Origin of the sequence: Bradyrhizobium diazoefficiens (assembly GCF_016612535.1) — a bacterium.
Classification (GTDB): Bacteria; Pseudomonadota; Alphaproteobacteria; order Rhizobiales; family Xanthobacteraceae; genus Bradyrhizobium; species Bradyrhizobium diazoefficiens_C.
This window is the reverse complement of sequence record NZ_JAENXS010000002.1, coordinates 2828036-2846247: the sequence shown is the minus strand read 5'-3', so window position 1 is coordinate 2846247 and position 18212 is coordinate 2828036. Positions and strand designations below refer to the sequence as shown.

16 protein-coding genes are annotated in these 18212 nt (G+C 63.8%); 11 read left to right on the top strand and 5 right to left on the bottom strand.

All coding sequences use genetic code 11. From position 1 onward, the window contains the following. Nucleotides 1–2: 2 nt before the first annotated feature. Nucleotides 3–1070 (bottom strand): endo-1,4-beta-xylanase, encoded by a 1068-nt coding sequence (locus JJE66_RS30155; protein WP_200518160.1) that lies wholly within the window; start codon nucleotides 1068–1070, stop codon nucleotides 3–5. 105 nt (nucleotides 1071–1175) lie between these two features. Beyond that, nucleotides 1176–2261, bottom strand: coding sequence for a glycosyltransferase (locus JJE66_RS30150; RefSeq protein WP_200518158.1), 1086 nt, complete (start codon nucleotides 2259–2261; stop codon nucleotides 1176–1178). Nucleotides 2262–2533: 272 nt separating this feature from the next. Here JJE66_RS30150 and JJE66_RS30145 point away from each other — a divergent pair, with 272 nt between their 5' ends. Continuing rightward, nucleotides 2534–3970, top strand: coding sequence for a lipopolysaccharide biosynthesis protein (locus JJE66_RS30145; RefSeq protein ID WP_200518156.1), 1437 nt, complete (start codon nucleotides 2534–2536; stop codon nucleotides 3968–3970). Between the two features lie 9 nt (nucleotides 3971–3979). Here JJE66_RS30145 and JJE66_RS30140 read toward each other — a convergent pair whose 3' ends face one another. Both JJE66_RS30140 and JJE66_RS30135 read right to left on the bottom strand, forming a co-directional pair. Further along, on the bottom strand, nucleotides 3980–4714 hold the full coding sequence (locus JJE66_RS30140) for an SDR family NAD(P)-dependent oxidoreductase (RefSeq protein ID WP_200518154.1): 735 nt from the start codon (nucleotides 4712–4714) through the stop codon (nucleotides 3980–3982). Continuing rightward, nucleotides 4711–5766 carry a LacI family DNA-binding transcriptional regulator gene (locus JJE66_RS30135; protein WP_200518152.1) on the bottom strand — a complete coding sequence of 352 codons (1056 nt, stop codon included), beginning with the start codon at nucleotides 5764–5766 and terminating at the stop codon, nucleotides 4711–4713. Before JJE66_RS30135 ends, JJE66_RS30140 begins: the two co-directional genes overlap by 4 nt. A gap of 192 nt (nucleotides 5767–5958) precedes the next feature. On the opposite strand from JJE66_RS30135, the gene JJE66_RS30130 reads away from it, so the two are divergent. The 10 genes from JJE66_RS30130 to JJE66_RS30085 all read left to right on the top strand — a co-directional run bounded on the left by JJE66_RS30130 (nucleotide 5959) and on the right by JJE66_RS30085 (nucleotide 17021). Then, nucleotides 5959–7260, top strand: a complete 1302-nt coding sequence (locus JJE66_RS30130; RefSeq protein WP_200518150.1) for a sugar ABC transporter substrate-binding protein — start codon at nucleotides 5959–5961, stop codon at nucleotides 7258–7260. A gap of 61 nt (nucleotides 7261–7321) precedes the next feature. Next, entirely contained in the window at nucleotides 7322–8209 is an 888-nt protein-coding gene (locus JJE66_RS30125) for a carbohydrate ABC transporter permease (protein WP_200518148.1), read from the top strand. A 4-nt stretch (nucleotides 8210–8213) separates the two neighbouring features. Continuing rightward, nucleotides 8214–9041 (top strand): carbohydrate ABC transporter permease, encoded by an 828-nt coding sequence (locus tag JJE66_RS30120; RefSeq protein WP_200518146.1) that lies wholly within the window; start codon nucleotides 8214–8216, stop codon nucleotides 9039–9041. A gap of 7 nt (nucleotides 9042–9048) precedes the next feature. Continuing rightward, nucleotides 9049–10053: a zinc-binding dehydrogenase gene (locus tag JJE66_RS30115; protein ID WP_200518144.1), complete on the top strand. Its 1005-nt coding sequence runs from the start codon at nucleotides 9049–9051 to the stop codon at nucleotides 10051–10053. Between the two features lie 6 nt (nucleotides 10054–10059). Further along, nucleotides 10060–11133 (top strand): ABC transporter ATP-binding protein, encoded by a 1074-nt coding sequence (locus tag JJE66_RS30110; RefSeq protein ID WP_200518142.1) that lies wholly within the window; start codon nucleotides 10060–10062, stop codon nucleotides 11131–11133. Further along, nucleotides 11130–12089, top strand: coding sequence for a sugar kinase (locus JJE66_RS30105; protein ID WP_200518140.1), 960 nt, complete (start codon nucleotides 11130–11132; stop codon nucleotides 12087–12089). Before JJE66_RS30110 ends, JJE66_RS30105 begins: the two co-directional genes overlap by 4 nt. After that, the gene (locus JJE66_RS30100; RefSeq protein WP_200518138.1) at nucleotides 12086–13123 is read left to right on the top strand and encodes a tagatose 1,6-diphosphate aldolase; all 1038 of its coding nucleotides are present in this window, start codon (nucleotides 12086–12088) and stop codon (nucleotides 13121–13123) included. Before JJE66_RS30105 ends, JJE66_RS30100 begins: the two co-directional genes overlap by 4 nt. Nucleotides 13124–13171: 48 nt before the next feature. Further along, nucleotides 13172–14296, top strand: a complete 1125-nt coding sequence (locus tag JJE66_RS30095; RefSeq protein WP_200518136.1) for a mandelate racemase/muconate lactonizing enzyme family protein — start codon at nucleotides 13172–13174, stop codon at nucleotides 14294–14296. 231 nt (nucleotides 14297–14527) lie between these two features. After that, entirely contained in the window at nucleotides 14528–15736 is a 1209-nt protein-coding gene (locus JJE66_RS30090; RefSeq protein WP_200518135.1) for an ABC transporter substrate-binding protein, read from the top strand. Between the two features lie 91 nt (nucleotides 15737–15827). Beyond that, complete coding sequence (locus tag JJE66_RS30085) at nucleotides 15828–17021, top strand: CaiB/BaiF CoA-transferase family protein (RefSeq protein ID WP_200518134.1); 1194 nt, start codon at nucleotides 15828–15830, stop codon at nucleotides 17019–17021. A gap of 24 nt (nucleotides 17022–17045) precedes the next feature. Here JJE66_RS30085 and pstS read toward each other — a convergent pair whose 3' ends face one another. Then, nucleotides 17046–18098: a phosphate ABC transporter substrate-binding protein PstS gene (gene pstS / locus JJE66_RS30080; protein WP_200518133.1), complete on the bottom strand. Its 1053-nt coding sequence runs from the start codon at nucleotides 18096–18098 to the stop codon at nucleotides 17046–17048. Between the last annotated feature and the right edge of the window lie 114 nt (nucleotides 18099–18212).

The following is an 18212-nucleotide window of genomic DNA, read 5'->3' as shown; positions in this document are numbered from 1 at the left end:
CGCTAGACGTTCTTGGTGAACTTGCTGATCACGTCCATGAACGCCTTGGGCTTGAACTCGCCGTCGAGCGGCAGGGGACGGTTCGGCTGCTTGTCCTTGCGGGCAAAGGTGCCGTTGATCCAGCTGTATCGATCGGAGATGCCCCAGGTCAGGATCGAGCGCACCGGCCCGCTGGTCGCAATCGCCGTCAGGAGGTCGTCGACACGCTTGGCGACGATGGCATCGCGTTCCGAAGGACTTCCGGTCAGCTTCTGATCGTCGACGTCGAGCTCGGTAACGTAGACCTCGAGGCCCCACGACCGCAGCTCGGTGACGAACTCGGCGACCCCATGGGTGTCGATCTCGAGCTCGGCATGCAGATGCGATTGCAGTCCGACCGCGTGCAGAGGTACGCCCTGGTCGAGCAGATTCATGATGAGGTTGCGGTAGGCGGCGCGCTTGGCGATGAACGAGTCCTTGGCCGACTCGATGTCGTATTCGTTGATCGCGAGCTTGACGTAGGGATCGGCTGCCGCCGCCGTGCGGTAGGCGAGCGGAATCCAGCGATCACCCAGATGCTGCGTCCAGAACGTGTCGCGCCGGTCTCTAACGCTCTTCGGATTGTCCGGGATGGGTTCGTTGACGACGTCCCACGAGGTCAGCTTGTCCTTGTAATAGGAGACGACGGTGCCGATGTGATCGACATAGGCGCGCTCGACGCCCTTCGAATCCTTGATCTGCTTGGTCCAGTCCGGAATGTCGTGATACCAGGCGAGGGCGTGGCCGCGCATGGACAGATCGTTCTGTTGGGCGAAATCGTAGATGGCGTCGGCGCGCTCGAAGGCAAAGGTGTGCGCGTCCGGTCGCAGCATCGGCCATTTCAGCTCGAGCACCGGCACGACCTGGGTGCAATAGGTGCTAATGGCCTCGCCGAGTCGCGGGTCGGCTTGCAGGTCCCAGAGTGTGGCGGCGGCGCCATAGCCTGGACGGCGCTGCGCAAGTTTCGACACCGGAAGTGCTGACGCCGACGCGCCCGCCGCGAGCGTTGCGGCGCTGCCGAGGAGGAATTCACGTCTGTCGAGCTTGGTCACGTGGCGGTAGTCCTTCCGGAACCAACGCGCCAATCTACCAAGCGGAGCCTCGCGACGCCTGGGATTCCCTTTGTTGGGTTAACTTTTGCCCGGACGGGCCGCGCGTCAACACGCGTGACGCTGCATCACCGCTTCAGCGATCCCGTAATAGCGAAGCGCGCCCTTTTCGAGCGTCAGGTTCTCCATCACATAATCGCGAGGTGCGAAGTCGCCGGCGCTGACGTGCGACCAGAAGTCGCTCCAGCCGGCAATGAAGCCGGTCGCATCGATGAACCTGCTGCCGCAGCGTGCGTCGAAATAGGGCACCGAGGACACGCCGCCCTCGTACCTGACCTTGTGCGGAAAGTACTCGGGATCCTGCCACGGCCCGCCGCGATCCCAGGCGAATATGGGAACCCCGCTCGACAGCGCCTGCAGACACGCGATGCCCTGGCTTTCGTGCTCGCTGAGGAACACCATGCTGCGACAACGCGCCAGCGCGGCCTTGTAGTCGTCTTCCCTGTAATGGCCGTAGCGGATCAGCTCAACCGTGCGGCCGCTTGCCTCGATATGCCTTCGGATCGGCTCGATCAGGTCCGCATCAAAGCGCTCACGCTCCCAATGGACCTTGTCGTAGAGCAGCACGTCGACGCTTTTCTGCTCGGCAGGCGCTGGCGTCCACAGATCGGTTTCGATGCCGACCGGCCAGACTTCGACATGCGGCCAGTACGGCCGGCACATCTCCGCATACCAGTTGCAGGGCACCAGGATGGTCTTGCGGTGCAGGTCTTTCAGATGCAAAGGCGCATCCACCGGATGATTGTACATGGCGACCCCCAGCAGCAGCGGGTTTTGCCAAGCGAACCAGTCCAGCAGGAAGGGACGACCGATGATGCAGGCGAGCTCGTCGGGGTGCTTGCGGATATGGCCGTAATCGTTGACGCGATAGCGGATCCCGACCCGGTCGAGGCCGGCGCAGAGATTGAGGAACACGCGCCGCTGGCCGCTGATCCAGGACTTGCCGAGCAGCATGCGCCGCAGCAGCGGCCGGACGTGGCGGTCGCCCGGAAGCCAGCGGTCGTCCCGCTCCTCGAAGAACAGGTTGAGCGTCATCCGCTCGCCGCCCCCGGGGGCCGCAGGAACCAGCGCCGCATCGCCGCCGCCATCGGGCAGGGAGGCCGGGTTCGCCCGCATACGCTCGGCAACGTCCATGTCAGTCACGTCCACGCATTGGAGGACGTCGGGCGACGTCCTGAAAACATGGTTTCTTTTCGGTGATCGCGCCGTCCGGTTCAAGGACAGGGCAAATTTAACGCTAACGCGCGAAACCGGCGGAGCCGCCCCATTCGGCGGCCGATTTGCAGACTTAAATGACTATCTTGGGAGATGCTGCGGCGCAGTCCGATCGCCAGCCTTCGATTGTCACGCCAAAGTCCAACTGATTAACGGCCGCTCGATTTTAGGGCTCCCGGTCCCGTGCACGCATGCTGAATCGCCATTTCTCCATTTATCTCGTCGCCTACATCCTGCCTGCGGCGGTGGGCTTTTTCGCGGTCACCGCCTACACGCGGCTGCTGACGCCTGCGGAATATGGCGTCTATGTCGTCGGCATCAGCATTGCCGGCATTTTGGGGGCGATCTTCTTCGCCTGGATCAAGCTGTCGGTGTCGCGTTATCAGGCGATGTCGGCGGAGGTTGATTTTCGTGGCACGGCGATGGTCGCCTTTGTGCTGACCGTCCTCGCCATGTGCGCGGCAACGCCGTTGGTCTTCCTGTTCCGCAGCGACGTCAGTGTCGGGCTGGTGCTCGCCAGCATGTTCGTCGCAATCATGTCGAATGCCGTCGACGTCGGCCAGGAGTTCGAGCGCGCCAAGCTGCGCCCTTACCGGTTCGCGGCGATCTCGATCGTGCGCAGCGTGTCGAGCGTCGGCTTCGGGCTGCTTGGGATCTGGCTCGGCTGGGGCGGCATGGGCCTGCTCGCGGCGTTCGGCCTGGGATCGCTGACCGGCATTGTCCTCAACCTCGTCGGCGATCGTACGAAGATCGCGCACTTCCAGCGCAGTCAGTTCATGCAGCTGGCGCGCTATGGCCTGCCGCTGACGCTGGCCGGACTTTCGGTCGCGCTCTACTCGACCAGCGACCGCCTCATCGTCGCCTGGCTGCTCGGCAAGGACGCCGCCGGCATTTTCGGCGTTGCCGCCGACCTGCCGCGCCAGTTCATGGTCATGATCGCCTCCAGCGTGGCCGCCGCCACCGTGCCGCTCGTGTTCCGCTCGCTGTCGGAGAAGAATAGCGAGGCGACGCGGGAGCGACTGACCGAGAGCCTCGAACTGCTGCTCGTCGTCGTCGCGCCCGTCGCGATTTGGCTTGCGCTCGCAGCCGACCAGGTCGCTGGCACGCTCGTCGGCATCGATTTCCGCGCCGGCGTGTCGGCGCTGTTGCCGACACTCGTGCTCGCTCGCTGCTTCGGTATTGCCAACCAATTCTACGTGCAGATCAGCTTCCAGCTCGCCGAGCGGCCCTTCATGCTGGCGGCGCAGTCGTTCCTCACGCTGGTCGTCGGCGTGGCGCTGATGTTCGTGCTGGTCGCGGGCTACGGCATCTACGGCGCGGCGCTGGCGACGCTCGCGACCGAGGCGATCGGCTTCGTCGTCGCATTCGTGCTGATGCACCGTGCTCATCCCGTGCCGTTTGATGTCAACCGGCTCGCCGGCGTTGCGGCGTCGGCTGCGGCAATGGCGGCTGCGATCCTCGTCGCCCGGTCACAGGTCAACGGCACCGGCCTCGTGGCGCTCATCGTGGTGAGCCTTGCCGGTGGCTTGGCTTACACCGCAGCAGCTTGGCTGCTGAACGTCGCGAATTTGCGAACGCTGTCACTGCGTTTTTTTCGAACGTTCAATCGAAAAGCCTTGGGCGTATAGGCCCGCCCGCTACCCCGCCAGGAAGCCGCCATCCACCGCAACAACGGTGCCGGTCGCATAGCGCGAGGCCGGCATGCAGAGGAAGGCAACGGCGCCGGCAATGTCCTCCGGCTGGCCCCAGCGCTTGAACGCGGTGCGGTCAGCGATGCGCTGATAATGCGCGAGATCGCTGCGGCCGGCGGCGTTGATCGCGGTTTCGACGTAGCCGGGCGCAACCGCATTGACGCGGATGCCGTCTTCGGCCCACTTCAAGGCGAGCGCCTTGGTCAACATCACGACGCCACCCTTGCTGGCGCAATAGGCTGGAATTCGCGGCAGCGCCAACGTCGCGTTCATCGAGGCGATGTTGACGATCGAACCCTTCGCCTCCGCGAGCGGCGGGTGGAATGCCATGCAGGTCCGGAACGTGCCGGTGAGATTGACGTCGAGCACCTTCATGAAGGTCTCGATCTCGAATTCCTTGTCACGCGCCAGGATCCCGGCGCAGTTGACCAGGGCGTCGACGCGCTGGTGCTTCCGGGCGAAGGACGTGACGGCCTCGTCATTGGTGACATCGAGCGTCGCGAGCGAAAGGCTCGTGCGCGGCTTGAGCAGCGTGCGTGCGAGATCGGCATCATTGGCCCCTGTTGCCGTCACCGCCGCGTCGAGATCGCAGAACTGGTTGCTGATCGCGGCGCCGATGTCGCCGGCGCCGCCGATCACGACGGCATGAAAGTCGGGCGCGAGAGAAAAACTGGAATTCATCGGGAGGGTCTCACTTCTGGGGATTTCGGGGGCGGAGCCGTCGACTCGCGGACCACCAGCGAGAAGTCGATCTCGCGATGCATGATGGTCTGCTCGCCGGCGAGGCTGCGCACCAGATATTCGCCCGCGCGCTGCCAGGTCTCTCCGGTCGGAACGTGGATCGTGGTCAGGCTCGGCCGCAAATGGCGGCTCCAGTCGAGGTCGTCGAAGCCGACGACTGACAGGTCGCTCGGCACGGAGAAGCCATCGCGCTCCGCCTCGAGCAACACGCCATAGGCGATGACGTCATTGCCGCACACGACGGCTGTCGGACGATCTTTCAGGCTGAGGAGATAGCGCGCGGCTTCGCGGGCGTCGTCCAGCGTATAAGGTACCTCGACATGCCATTGCGGAGGAAGTTCGATGCCGTTCTCGGTGAGCGCGCGGCGAAATCCGGCGACGCGGGCGCTGGCGCGGTCGTTGTTGCGCTGGAGCGCCGAGACGATCCCGATGCGTCGGTGACCGAGCTCGATGACATGCGCGGCCGCGCGATGGGCGGCGGCCTCGTTGTCCGTTCCGACGCACGGGTAAGGGCGGCCGGGCTGGTAGATGCCGACATTGATGAAGGGCACTGCGTTGTCGGCGAGCAGCTTGCGCAATCCATCGTGATGGCAGTCACCGCGCAGCACGAGGCCGTCGACACCGCGACTGATGAGGTTGCGCGCCTGCTGCAATTCGACGTCGAGGTCGTATCCGCTGGTTGTGAGGAACAGCATGTATCCGACCGAGGAGAGATACTGCTGGAGCGAGGCGATGCCGCGCGCGAACATCGTGTTGTCGATCGTTGGCACGATGGCGCCGAGAGTTCGCGAGCGCCGTGACGACAGGATGCGCGCCGGCGCATGGGGGATATAGCCGAGCGCCTCGATGGCCTGCTCGATGCGGACGCGCAAGGATGGGCTCACCGCGTCGGGATTGTTGAGGGCGCGCGAGACGGACGCGGTTGAAACGCCGGCCCGGGCCGCAACGGCGCGAATGCCCTGCTTTGCAGTTTTGGCGTTTGTCAGCCTCATGAATGTAACGTTACATGCTGTTCGGCAGGTTGCATAGTCGTGATATTGCCGCGAAACTGCTGCAGAACGCATCGCTTGTCCATCGCTTGACAGGGGCGGCACGATGCTTAGGATGTAACCGTTTTCAAGTATCTTACAAAACGTGTTCAAAAAGGCCGCCAGCATAAGGTGGCCAGCCGGGAGGAGAGCTCGATGAAGGCCAGGATGCTCGCGACACGCGTCGCGTTGCCGGTTCTCGCAATTGCCGCCGTCAGTGCGCAGGCGCGCGCGGCCGATTTCGACTGGATGAAGTTCAAGGGCAAGACCGTCACCTTTCTCGCCAACAACAATCCGGTGTCGCAGGCGCTGCTGACCTACAAGGCTGATTTCGAAAAGCTGACCGGCATGACCCTGAAGGTCGACGGTTATCAGGAACAGCAGATGCGCCAGCGTCTGGTCACGGTCATGAACGCGAATAGCGACGAGGTGGACGTGTTCATGACGCTGCCTTCGCGCGAGGGCGAGCAGTTCGCCGCTGCCGGCTGGTATGGCGATCTCACCGCCATGGCCAGGAACGAGGTGGCCAAGGACTATGACCCCAACGGGTTGAGCCAGGCCTTGCTGAAGGCTGCGACGTTCGGTGGCAAGCTGACCAGCATGCCGATGAACATCGAAGGTCCCATCTTCTATTACCGCACCGACATCTTCAAGAAGTGCGGCATCGAAGCGCCGAAAACCATCAAGGAGGTCGAGGCTGCCGCGGAAAAGATCAAGACCTGCGACAGCTCGGTGACGCCATTCGTCTCACGTGGCCTCAAGCCCGCGGTCGCCTACACCTTCAGCAACATGCTGCACAATATCGGTGGCAGCTACATCGCCAACGGCAAGTCGAACCTGTGCTCGGCCAAGGGCAAGGAGGCGCTCGACACCTATAGCCGGCTGCTGCGCGATTTCGGGCCGCCCGGCGTCGTCAACTACAGTTTCCAGCAGATTTCCGCGCTCTACCGCAGCGGCCGTGCCGCAATGGCTTTCGAATCGTCCAATGAGCTGCGCACCGTGATGGACGGCGGCGCGCGTCTGAAGGACACCGGTCTGTTGCCGTTCCCGGCGGGCGACGCCGGCCAGGTGCCGACCACGATCGGCTGGGGTATGGCGGTGTCCTCACACAGCAAGCAGCCGGATGCGGCCTGGTATTTCGTGCAGTGGGCCACCAGCCCCGAGGTGCAGAAGAAGATGGCGCTGCAGGGCATCGCCCCGCCGCGTCCGTCCGTCGCCAATGATCCTGAATATCGCAAGTGGATCGATGAGGAGCCGGTTCGGAAAGAGTGGCAGGCCGCGCTCGACGTGCTCGCAACCAAGGGCTCCTCCGAGGTCGGCTATCCCATCGTCGCTAATCCACAATCGCGCGAATTCATCGGCCAGGCGGTGCAGGATCTGATTCTGAAGCAGAAGAGCGTCGATCAGGCTTGCGCCGATGCGGACAAGGCGCTCGACGCGCTGATCGCACAGAAGTGACCGCCCCGTGCCGGCTGGCCTCGCGCCGGCCGGCACCTCATTTTCTCTAGGAAGCGGACGCATGTCGGATACGGCTGCGACACTGACGCGGGACCGGCAGAAGCTGGAGATGGCGGCGCTCTCGGCGCCGGCCGTGATCTTCACGGTCGCAATGATCGCGTTTCCGGTGGTCTATACGATCTGGCTCGGCTTCCAGACGTTTTCCTCGACCGGCAAGCAGTCCTTTGCGGGTCTCGCCAATTATTCGAAGCTGATCTCCGACTACGAGTTCTGGCACGGGCTGTGGGTCACGATTGCGCTGTTCGTGCTGTCGCTGGTGCTGCAGCTCGTCTTCGGCGTCTGGCTTGCGCTGGTGCTGTTTCACGCCAAGCGCCTGCCGGGGATCGTGCGCTCGCTGTTCATCTCGCCTTTCATGATGCCGCCGGTGGTGGCGGGCATGATGTGGCTCGTGATCCTCGATCCGTCGCTCGGCGCGGCCAACTATATTCTGCAGGCGTTCGGCCTGCCGCCGTCGGACTGGCTGGCTTCGCCGACCTGGGTCATTCCGACCATTGCGCTGATCGATAGCTGGCAGTGGACGCCCTATGTCGCCCTGATCGTGCTGGGTGGATTGCAGTCGTTGCCGCCGAGTGTCTACGAGGCCGCGCAGATCGACGGCGCGTCCGCGTTCAAGACGTTCCAGCGCATCACGCTGCCGTTGCTGTTGCCGACCATCGTGACCGCCGCCATCCTGCGCAGTGTCGATCTGCTGCGCTTCTTCGATATCATCTACATCACCACCCAGGGCGGCCCGGGCAACGCCTCGAACACGCTCAACATCTACGGCTTCCGGGTCGGCTTCGAGTTCTTCAACATCGGCTATGCCAGCGCCCTGATGCTGACGCTGACGGCGATCGTGTTCGGTGCCGTGCTCGCCTTCAACCGCCTGCGCGGCACGGTGGCCTGGTGATGTCATGAACGATGCCGCCAACACCGCGCGCTGGATCCGCTGGCTCAACACGGTGCAGCTCGTGCTTGCCGGCGTACTCATCATGGCGCCGACCGTCTGGATGGTGCTGTCCTCGTTCAAGCCGTCCTTCGAGGTTACCGCCTATCCGCCCACGCTGATCTTTTCGCCGACGCTCGACAACTATGTCGAGCTGACGAAGACCACGCCGTTCCTGAGCTACGCCCTCAACAGCCTCATCGTCACCATCGGTTCGACCGCACTCGGGCTGCTGTTCGGAATTCCCGCGGCGTTCGCCGTATCCTGGACCCGGATCACGTGGCCGGCGATCCTGACGCTCGCCGCGCGCATGGCGCCCGGCACGCTGTTCCTGCTGCCGTGGTACGTCATGTTCCGGCAGATCGGCATGATCGGCTCCTATACTGCACTGATCCTCAGTCATGCGGTGATCACCTTGCCGATCGTGATCTGGGTCCTGCTGCCGTCCTTCGATGGCATCCCGCGTAGCATCTTCGAGGCGGCACAGGTTGATGGTTGCAGCGTCACGCGAATCCTCTGGCGCATCGCGCTGCCACTGGTGGCGTCCGGCGTTGCGGTGTCGGCGATCCTCGCCTTTGTATTCTCATGGAACTACTTCCTGTTTGCGCTGGTGCTCTCCAACGGCGACACCAAGACGCTGATCGCGGCGGCTTTCAACTTCATCGGCGAAGGCTCGACGCAATGGGGCGCCCTCATGGCCGCCGCGACGCTGATCGCGTTGCCGCCGCTGGTGCTGGCCGCCCTGGTTCAGCGCTGGCTGGTGTCGGGGCTGACGCTCGGCGCGGTGAAAGGCTAGGTATCTGATGAACGCATCACCCCGTCCGAATTCGATCATGCAGGCCGCGGTCTTCCACGGCGACGACCTCATCACCATCGAGCCTGTGGCGATGCCCGAAATTGCTGCGGGCGAGGTGCTGGTGCGCGTCTCGCGCACCGCGCTGTGCGGCTCGGATTTCAAGCTGTGGCACAAGGGCGCCGAGTTCACCGCCGGCCATGAGATTTTTGGCGTGGTCGAACAACCCGGCCATCGCCTGCATGGCCGTCGCTGCGCCGTTTATATTCCGCTTCATTGCGATCACTGTGCCGCCTGCAAGCGAGGCGACACGCAGATGTGCCTCGAGGTCTCCAGCCTGATCGGCTGGAACCGGCCCGGTGGTTACGCCGAATATGTGCCGGTGCCGGAAAACTGCCTGCTGCCGGTGCCCGACGACATCGAGGACAGTCTCGCACCGCTCCTGCTCGACACCATCGGCACGTCGGGCCACGCGGTGCGCTTCGTCAGCCGCGTGGTGCCGCCGGGCGAGGCCGGGCCGGTGCTCGTGATGGGCGCGGGGCCCGTCGGCCTCGGCGTCGTGCTGGCGCTTCGCGCGCTCGGCTATGACGACATCTACGTCGCCGACCCGAACACTGCGCGCCTCAAAATCGCGCAATCCTTCGGCGCGAAGGCGCATCCGGTCGGCGATACCTCGAAACGCTTCGCGCTCATCATGGAATGCTCCGGCGCCCATGCGGCGCGCAATCTCGGCATCGAGCTCGTCCTGCCGCGCGGTGCGCTGGTGCTGGTCGGCGAGAACGCCGCGCCCTGGACCATCGAGGAAGGCAAGGTGTTCCGCCGCAAGGACTTCTACATGATCCGGACGTTCTACTTCCCGGTCTCGGATTTCGAGCCGAATGTCGAGCTGTTGCGCCGGTACAAGGACGAGTATCGTGTGCTCGTCGATGGCGAGTTCGGCCTGTCGGCCCTGCCGGAGAATTTCGCCCGCTTCGCCAAGGGCGAGCTGATCAAGCCCGTGCTGGCGCTGGACTGAGCGAACATGGCCTCGATCTCGATCCGCAACCTCGTCAAGCGCTACGGCAATTTCACCGTGATCCCCGATCTCAATCTGGAGATCGCGGACCACGAATTCGTTGTCTTTGTCGGCCCGTCCGGCTGCGGCAAGTCGACCTTGCTGCGGATCATAGCGGGCCTCGAGCCGATTTCGTCGGGAGACCTCTACATCGGCGACAAGCGCGTCAACGGCGTGCAGGCCGCGCAGCGCGACATCGCGATGGTGTTCCAGGACTATGCGCTCTATCCGCATATGCGGGTCTACGACAACATGTCGTTTGCGCTGGAATTGCGCGGGACGCCGAAGGCCGAGATCGACGCCCGCGTGAAGCGCGCGGCCGCGCTTCTGCACATCGAGCCCTATCTCGATCGCAAGCCGAAGGAGCTGTCCGGCGGCCAGCGCCAGCGGGTTGCCATGGGCCGCGCCATCGTCCGCAATCCCAAGGCGTTCCTGTTCGACGAGCCGCTCTCCAACCTCGATGCGAAACTGCGCGGGCAGGTGCGCGCCGAGATCAAGGCGCTGTCGCAAGAGCTGAAGACCACCATGGTCTTCGTGACCCATGACCAGATCGAGGCCATGACCATGGCCGATCGGATCGTGGTGCTCCAGAGCGGCACGATCCAGCAATACGACACGCCGGAGACGGTCTACGAGCGGCCGGCCAACCAGTTCGTGGCCGGCTTCATCGGCTCGCCCGCCATGAACTTCTTCCCCGTCGAATGGCGTGACGAGCGTGCGGTCCTTTCTCAAGGCGCGACACCGGTGCCGCTGGATGGTCAGACCGCGGACCGCCTGCGTCAGGCCGGCAACGCCGTGCTCGGCATTCGCCCGGAGCATTTTGCTGTCGTCTCGGATATCGCCGATGGCATTGCCGTCAACGTCAAGCTGGTCGAGCCGCTCGGCTCGGATACGCTGATCCATTTCGATCTCGCCGGCGTGTCGTCCATCGCGCGGGTCGATCCGTCGCTGCGGCCGAAGGTCGGTGATCGCATCGCGCTGCGTCCGCAGCCGGGCAAAACCCATCTGTTCGATGCAACCAATGGACAGGTTTTGCGGTGAGCGTGTCGGCAAACATTGGAGATCTCTCCGCGCTGGCCGACGTCGCGTCCGGCGCGAAGCCTGTGCACGTGATCTGCCTTGGCCTGTCGGCGCTCGATCAGGTCTGGCGCGTCGACCGGCCCTTCGCGGGTGGAAGTGAGAAGATCAAGGCCACCGGCTACGGCACGCTTGGTGGGGGCATGGCCGCCAATGCCGCGGTCGCGGTGGCAAAGCTCGGCGCATCCGTCGCGTTCTGGGGGCGGGCAGGGAACGATGCCGCCGGCCATGAGATGAAATCGGACTTCATCGCCGAAGGCGTCGATGTCGAGAATTTCCGGCTGTTTCCCGATGGACGTTCCTCGGTCTCCGGAATCATCGTCGACAGTTCCGGCGAGCGGCAGATCGTCAATTTCCGCGGCCTATTTCCGGAAGCCGCGGGCTGGCTTCCGCTCGAAGCCGTCGCACGCGCGTCTTCCGTGCTGGCCGATCCGCGCTGGGTCGAGGGCGCCGCGACCTTGTTTCGCCAAGCGCGAGCGCGCGGCATTCCGACCGTGCTCGACGGCGACGTGGCCGATGCCGAAGTGTTCAAGCGGTTGCTGCCCTTGACCGATCACGCAATTTTCTCAGAGCCTGCGCTCACGTCCTTTGCCGGCTCGGCCAAGGACGAATCCCTCGCGGCGCTTGCGCGCTTTGGCTGCCGCGTCATCGCCGTCACGCGCGGCGAGGGCGGAGTCAGCTGGTACGAGAACGGCCAGTTGCACCGGCAAGCCGCCTACGCCGTCGATGTTGTCGACACCACCGGTGCGGGCGACGTCTTCCATGGCGCCTATGCGCTCGCGATTGGCGTCGGCCTCGGCGTGCGCGATGCCATGGCGTTTTCGGCAGCCACAGCCGCGATGAAATGCCGGCATGCCGGTGGTCGCAACGGAATCCCCGATATCAACGAGTGTCTTGCATTCATGAGGACGAAGCCATGAGAACGATTGGAAAGAACCGCGGCCTGGCACGGCTCGCTGACGCGGACGGCCACTTTCGCATGGTCGCCCTGGATCAGCGGCCGCCATTGTTCGAAGCCATCGCGAAAGCAAAAGGCATCGCGCGCGATCAGGTCGAATATTCCGACGTCACGGCAGCGAAGCGTCTCCTCGTCGAAAACCTCGCACCGCATTGCAGCTCGATGCTGTTCGACCCGAATTTCGCGGTGCCCGCCGCAATCGACCTGCTGCCGCCGCGCTGCGGTCTCATCATGACGCTGGAAGAGCACCGCGTCGAGGAAACCACGGGTGGCCGCAAGTCGCGCGCGATCACCAATTGGAGCGTGGAGAAGATCCGTGCGATGGGCGGCGACGCCGTCAAGGTGCTGGCCTGGTACCGGCCCGACGCCGATGCCGCCGTGAATGAACACCAGAAGCGCTTTGTGCGCGAGATCGGCGAAGACTGCGCACGCCACGATATTCCCTATGTCCTGGAGCTGCTGGTGTATCCGTTCCTCGGCAGCGCCAATCACACCGCCGATTATGTGGAATCGCCCGGAAAACTTCCCGGACTCGTCATCGACAGCGTGCGCGAATTTGCCAAGTCGGAATACGGCGTCGATCTCCTCAAGCTGGAGAGCCCGCTCGCGGCCAACGGCCTGCCGGCCCGCGACGGCAGCGCGGAAGCGAAGGCCGCGCAGAAGGAGTTTGATGCGATCGGCGATATCTGCCGCGAGCGGAGCATCCCCTGGGTGCTGTTGTCGGGTGGTGCCGCGCCGGAGAAATTCGAGCGTGTGCTCGACTACGCTTATGCCGCGGGTGCGGGCGGCTTCCTGGCCGGACGCACGATCTGGCTCGATGCCGTCCTGAAGAATTTCCCCGACCGCGCTGCGGTTTCGGCAAGCCTGCGCAAGGACGGCCTGGGCGTGCTGGAACGGCTCAACGAGCTGACCATGGCCAAGGGGACGCCGTGGAAGGCGCGCTTTCCGGTGTTCACTGATATCAAGCAGGAAGGTGACTTCGCCCGCGCCTACTGAGATGATGGCGGCTCCGCGTCGTCCGATCTCGATCGCAGGATCCGCAATATGACTGACAGCTTCACCGTCCGTTCGATCGAGGCGTTCTGCTATCGCTATCCTCTGGCGACGCCAGTGGTGACGTCGTTCGGCCGGATGCTGAATCGCCCGGCCGTATTCGTTCGCGTCGTCGATGAAGACGGTGTCGAGGGATGGGGTGAGGCCTGGTCCAACTTTCCCGCACCGGGCGCGGAGCATCGGGCCCGGCTTCTCAATGAAGTGCTCGCTCCGGGCCTTGTCGGACAGAAATTTGACGGTCCCGTCCAAGCCTTCGAGATATTGACCAAAGGCACGGAGGTGCTCGCGCTTCAATGCGGCGAGCCCGGGCCGTTCGCGCAGGCGATTTCGGGCATCGATCTCGCGCTATGGGACCTCTCCGCGCGTCGACAGCGCTTGCCGCTGTGGCGGCTGCTCGGCGGCCATTCGAGCAGGATCAAGGTCTACGCCAGCGGCATCAATCCCGGCGGAGCCGCGCAAACGGCAGAAGCTGCACTCAAGCGCGGCCATCGCGCGCTGAAGCTGAAAGTCGGGTTCGGTGCGGAGACCGACCTCGCAAATCTGACCGCGCTACGCGAGATCGTTGGTGAGGGAATGCTTGCCACGGATGCCAATCAGGGCTGGTCGGTCGATCAGGCCCTGACGATGCTGCCGCGCCTTGCAGAGTTCGATCTGCGCTGGCTGGAGGAGCCGATCCGCGCCGATCGGCCGCGCGAGGAATGGCGCAGGCTGCATATGGGCGCAAAGATGCCGATTGCTGCGGGCGAAAACATTTCGAGCATCGAGGGATTCAACGAAGCCCTCTCCGAGAACGTGCTCGGCGTGGTTCAGCCCGACATCGCCAAATGGGGCGGGCTCAGCGTTTGTGCCGGGTTGGCCCGTGATATCCTCGAGGCGGGCAAGACGTTTTGTCCGCATTACCTCGGCGGCGGAATCGGACTGCTTGCCTCGGCGCATCTGCTGGCGGGCGTCGGAGGGGACGGCTGGCTCGAGATCGACGCCAACGACAATCCGCTGCGCGATCTCTTCTGCGGTGCTGCTGCCAACGTGGCGGACGGTACGATCGCCCTCGGCGAGGAACCAGGGCTTGGGTTCACGCCTGACCTCTCAGCGATCGCCAACTATCGCAGCGGTTAAGGACGCGATGGTCGGCCCGCGTGTTCGCGCGCATGGATTGGTAAACCCGAACGGCTGCAAGATGCGCATACGCATCTGAATTCTTAGCTACATCTCACGCCTCATAATCAAGGTATCGTTGCGACCGTCGCCATCGTGCGGCCGACGATAACCAAGAACAGAAGTGGAGGACGTTGACGGCGGCCTGTGGGCCCGCGTCGATGCGCTCTGCCAGGGAAGGAGATGCCGAGCATGCCGGGAAAACAACACAGGTTCGTGCGTGGAGCTTTCGCTCTACTTGCAGTCTTCGCCGCTCCGGCCGCGTTTGCCGGAAATTACGACACCGGCGCAACCGACACCTCGATCAAGCTCGGCCAGACCATGCCCTATTCGGGGCCGGCGTCGGCCTATTCGGCAATCGGCCGTGCCGAAATCGCCTATTTCAAGATGCTCAACGAAAAGGGCGGCATCAACGGCCGCAAGATCGAGCTTCTCAGCATGGACGATGCCTATTCGCCGGCGAAGACGGTCGAGCAGGTGCGGCGCTTGGCCGAGAGCGACGAGGTCTTCGCGATGTTCTCGATGCTCGGCACCGGCCCGAACATCGCAGCGCAAAAATACCTCAATGCCAAGAAGATCCCGCAGCTGTTCCCGTCGAGTGGCGCCAGCCGCTGGAACGATCCGCAGCATTTCCCCTGGACCACCGGCTCGCAGCCGACCTACAGGACCGAAGGACGACTCTACGCCAAGTGGATTCTGGCCAACAAACCCGACGCCAAGATCGCCGTCATCACGCCGGACGAAGACCCGGGGCGCGACTATCTCGCAGGCTTCAAGGAAGGGCTCGGCGAGCGCGTTGGCCAGATCGTGTCCGAGGCCGTCTACGAGACGACCGATCCAACCGTCGACTCCCAGATCGTCAAGTTCAAGGCCGCTGGCGCCGATGTTCTCTTCGACGAGTGCACGCCGAAATTCGCGGCGCAGGCGATCAAGAAGGCCGCCGAGCTCGGCTGGAAACCGCAGATCATTCTTCCGGCCGTCTCGAATTCCGTCGGCTCCGTGCTGACGCCTGCCGGGCTCGACAATTCCGTCGGCATCGTCACCGGCGCGTTCCAGAAGGATCCCGGCGATCCGCGCTGGGCCGATGATCCCGGCATGAAGGCCTGGCGCGAATGGATGAAGACCTACAATTCCGGAGCTGATCCGGCCGACATCTTCAACGTCACCGGCTATACTATGGCGCAGATGATGGAGCTGGTGCTGCAACGCGCCGGCAACGACCTCACGCGCGCCAACCTGATGAAGCAGGCGCAGTCGTTCAAGGATGTCGAGCTGCCGATGCTGTTGCCGGGCATCAAGCTCAACACCTCGGCCGAGCAGGTGACGCCGATCCGCCAATTGCAGATGGCGCGGTTCAACGGCAAATCCTGGGAGCTGTTCGGCGATGTGCTCGGCGAATAGCATCGATGCATTGCGATGGGCGGGCAGGGCGGCAGCCTTGCCCGCTTATACTGCCCACCCCGCGACCGCTTCCTCCAGCCACAGTGACGACATGACGACACCGACCGGCCCCCTCAGCGGCATTCGCGTTCTCGATCTGACAAGCGTGCTGTTCGGACCCTACGCCGCGCAGATGCTCGGCGACTGGGGCGCCGATGTCATCAAGATCGAGCCACCGTCGGGCGACACCTGGCGCTACACCGGCATGTTTCGGAACCGCGGCATGAGCGGCCAGTTCATGGCGGTCAACCGCAACAAGCGCAGCCTCGCGCTCGACCTGAAGCATCCCGATGGCAAGGCTGCGCTGGCCAGGCTGATCCCGACGGTCGATGTGCTCGTCACCAATGTGCGCCCCGCCGCGATGGCGCGGCTCGGCTTCGGCTATGAGGCCTGCGCCAAACTCAATCCGCGATTGATCTACGCTGCGGCGACGGGCTTCGGACAGGATGGCCCCTGGGCGGCGCGGCCCGCATTCGACGAGATCATCCAGGCAGCTTCCGGCCTCGCATCTTCGATCGGATCGGACGAGGAGCCGGAGTTCATTCCGAGTCTCGTCGGCGACAAGATCTGCGCGCACGCCATGGTCGGCGCGGTGTCCGCCGCTCTGTTCAGGCGCGAGCGCACGGGCGAGGGCCAGATGGTCGAGGTGCCGATGCTGGAAACCATCGCGGGCTTCAACAGCATCGAGATGCTGGGCGGGCACGCCTTCGATCCGCCAATCGGGCCGACCGGTTACAAGCGCATGAAGAACCGGCGCCCTGTGCGGACGAAGGACGGCTGGCTGACGATGCTGCCTTATTCGGGCGACAATTGGTGCGCCTTCTTCGAGGCCGTGGGTCGCCCTGAATTGAGTGATGAACTCGGCGTGCGCGATCCCGTGCTGCGCTTCCAGAACATCGACAAGGTCTACGACCGCATGAGCGAGATCGGGCCGACCCGCACCACGGCGGAGTGGGAGGAGCTTTTGCTGCGGCTCGACGTGCCGCATACGGCCTTCGCGCGGCTGACCGAGATTGGCGATCAGCCGCATCTGTCTGCCGTAGGTCTGTTCGCGGATATCGATCATCCGACCGAGGGACGGATTCGCCAGGCGCGGCCTGCGACAAAATTCTCCGAAAGCCCGGCCGGCATTCACCGCATGGCGCCGCACCTCGGTGAACATTCGCGCGAGGTGTTGCGCGAAGCAGGTATGAGCGACGCCGAGATCGAACAGCTGGTTGCGAACAAGGCCGTTGGCGCGCCGTAAAGCCGGCGCGCCAGTCGTTGAACGCTATCGCTTGCCGCCGGCGGACGCCGTCACGGTCGCCGGTCCAAAGCTCTGCTGCCAGTACATCTCGACTTGCTCGACCAGCGTCGGCGGCAGCGGAACGTAGTTGAGCGTTTCGGCCTGGGTCTTCCCGCTCTCCAATGACCATCGCACGAAGTCGATGGCGGCAGCCGACCTCTCCGGGGATTTCGGCTGCTTCGGCATCACCACGAACGTGGTGGCCGTGATCGGATAGGCGTCGTCACCCGGCGCGTTGGTGAGCACGAGGTGGAAATCCCTGTCCGCCGTCCAGTCGGCGCTCGAAGCCGCCGCCTGGAACGATGCGGCGTTGGGCACCACGAAGTTGCCGGCGCTGTTCTGCACCACACCGAACGAGATCTTGTCGAGCCGTTGCAGCGCATAGGCATATTCGAGATAGCCGATCGCGCCGGGCACGAGGCTGACCAGCGAGGCGACGCCGTCATTGCCTCTCCCGCCAAGGCCGACCGGCCACTCGACGGCCGTGCCTTCACCAACGCCGGTCTTCCATTGCGGGCTAACCTTGGAGAGATAGTTCGACCAGTTGAAGGTCGTGCCAGAGCCATCGATGCGATGCACGACGGTGATCGGCGCGTTCGGCAGTTTCAGTTCGGGGTTGATGGCGCGAATGGCCGGGTCGTTCCAGGTCTTGATCTTGCCGAGATAGATGCCCGCGAGCACCTCGCCGGAAAAATGCATCTGGCCTGGCTTGACGCCGTCGATGTTGACGACCGGAACGACGCCGCCGATCACGATCGGAAACTGGATCATGCCGAGCTTCTCCAGCTCCTTTGGATCAAGCGGCATGTCGGTGGCGCCGAAATCGACGGTGGCCTTCTTGATCAAGGCGACGCCGATGCTCGATCCCACCGCCTGATAGTTGACGGTGCTGCCGGTCTTTGCCTTGTAGGCGTCGATCCATTTCGCCATCACGGGCGAAACGAAGGTTGAGCCTGCGCCCGTGGTCTCGGCAGCAAAACTTTGCGTCGCAACGACGAGTGCGGTGAGGACGATCGGGAGTCTGAGATGTTTCATCATGCGTGCGAAACTAGCAGCACGCCGGGCAAGCCTCTGTGGCTTATGTCACAAAAATGTAATGGAAATTAAAACCATCTGATTTGGCTGCAACGTGATGTCGACCGCGGCGCAAAC

Bases quoted from the DNA above. Each gene is read 5' to 3' on its own strand.
- JJE66_RS30140 (WP_200518154.1), bottom strand. From the start codon at position 4,714: ATGAATTCCAGTTTTTCTCTCGCGCCCGACTTTCATGCCGTCGTGATC.
- JJE66_RS30120 (WP_200518146.1), top strand. From the start codon at position 8,214: ATGAACGATGCCGCCAACACCGCGCGCTGGATCCGCTGGCTCAACACG.
- JJE66_RS30115 (WP_200518144.1), top strand. From the start codon at position 9,049: ATGAACGCATCACCCCGTCCGAATTCGATCATGCAGGCCGCGGTCTTC.
- JJE66_RS30100 (WP_200518138.1), top strand. From the start codon at position 12,086: ATGAGAACGATTGGAAAGAACCGCGGCCTGGCACGGCTCGCTGACGCG.
- JJE66_RS30145 (WP_200518156.1), top strand. From the start codon at position 2,534: ATGCTGAATCGCCATTTCTCCATTTATCTCGTCGCCTACATCCTGCCT.
- JJE66_RS30135 (WP_200518152.1), bottom strand. From the start codon at position 5,766: ATGAGGCTGACAAACGCCAAAACTGCAAAGCAGGGCATTCGCGCCGTT.
- JJE66_RS30130 (WP_200518150.1), top strand. From the start codon at position 5,959: ATGAAGGCCAGGATGCTCGCGACACGCGTCGCGTTGCCGGTTCTCGCA.
- JJE66_RS30085 (WP_200518134.1), top strand. From the start codon at position 15,828: ATGACGACACCGACCGGCCCCCTCAGCGGCATTCGCGTTCTCGATCTG.
- JJE66_RS30090 (WP_200518135.1), top strand. From the start codon at position 14,528: ATGCCGGGAAAACAACACAGGTTCGTGCGTGGAGCTTTCGCTCTACTT.
- JJE66_RS30150 (WP_200518158.1), bottom strand. From the start codon at position 2,261: ATGGACGTTGCCGAGCGTATGCGGGCGAACCCGGCCTCCCTGCCCGAT.
- pstS (WP_200518133.1), bottom strand. From the start codon at position 18,098: ATGATGAAACATCTCAGACTCCCGATCGTCCTCACCGCACTCGTCGTT.
- JJE66_RS30095 (WP_200518136.1), top strand. From the start codon at position 13,172: ATGACTGACAGCTTCACCGTCCGTTCGATCGAGGCGTTCTGCTATCGC.
- JJE66_RS30110 (WP_200518142.1), top strand. From the start codon at position 10,060: ATGGCCTCGATCTCGATCCGCAACCTCGTCAAGCGCTACGGCAATTTC.
- JJE66_RS30125 (WP_200518148.1), top strand. From the start codon at position 7,322: ATGTCGGATACGGCTGCGACACTGACGCGGGACCGGCAGAAGCTGGAG.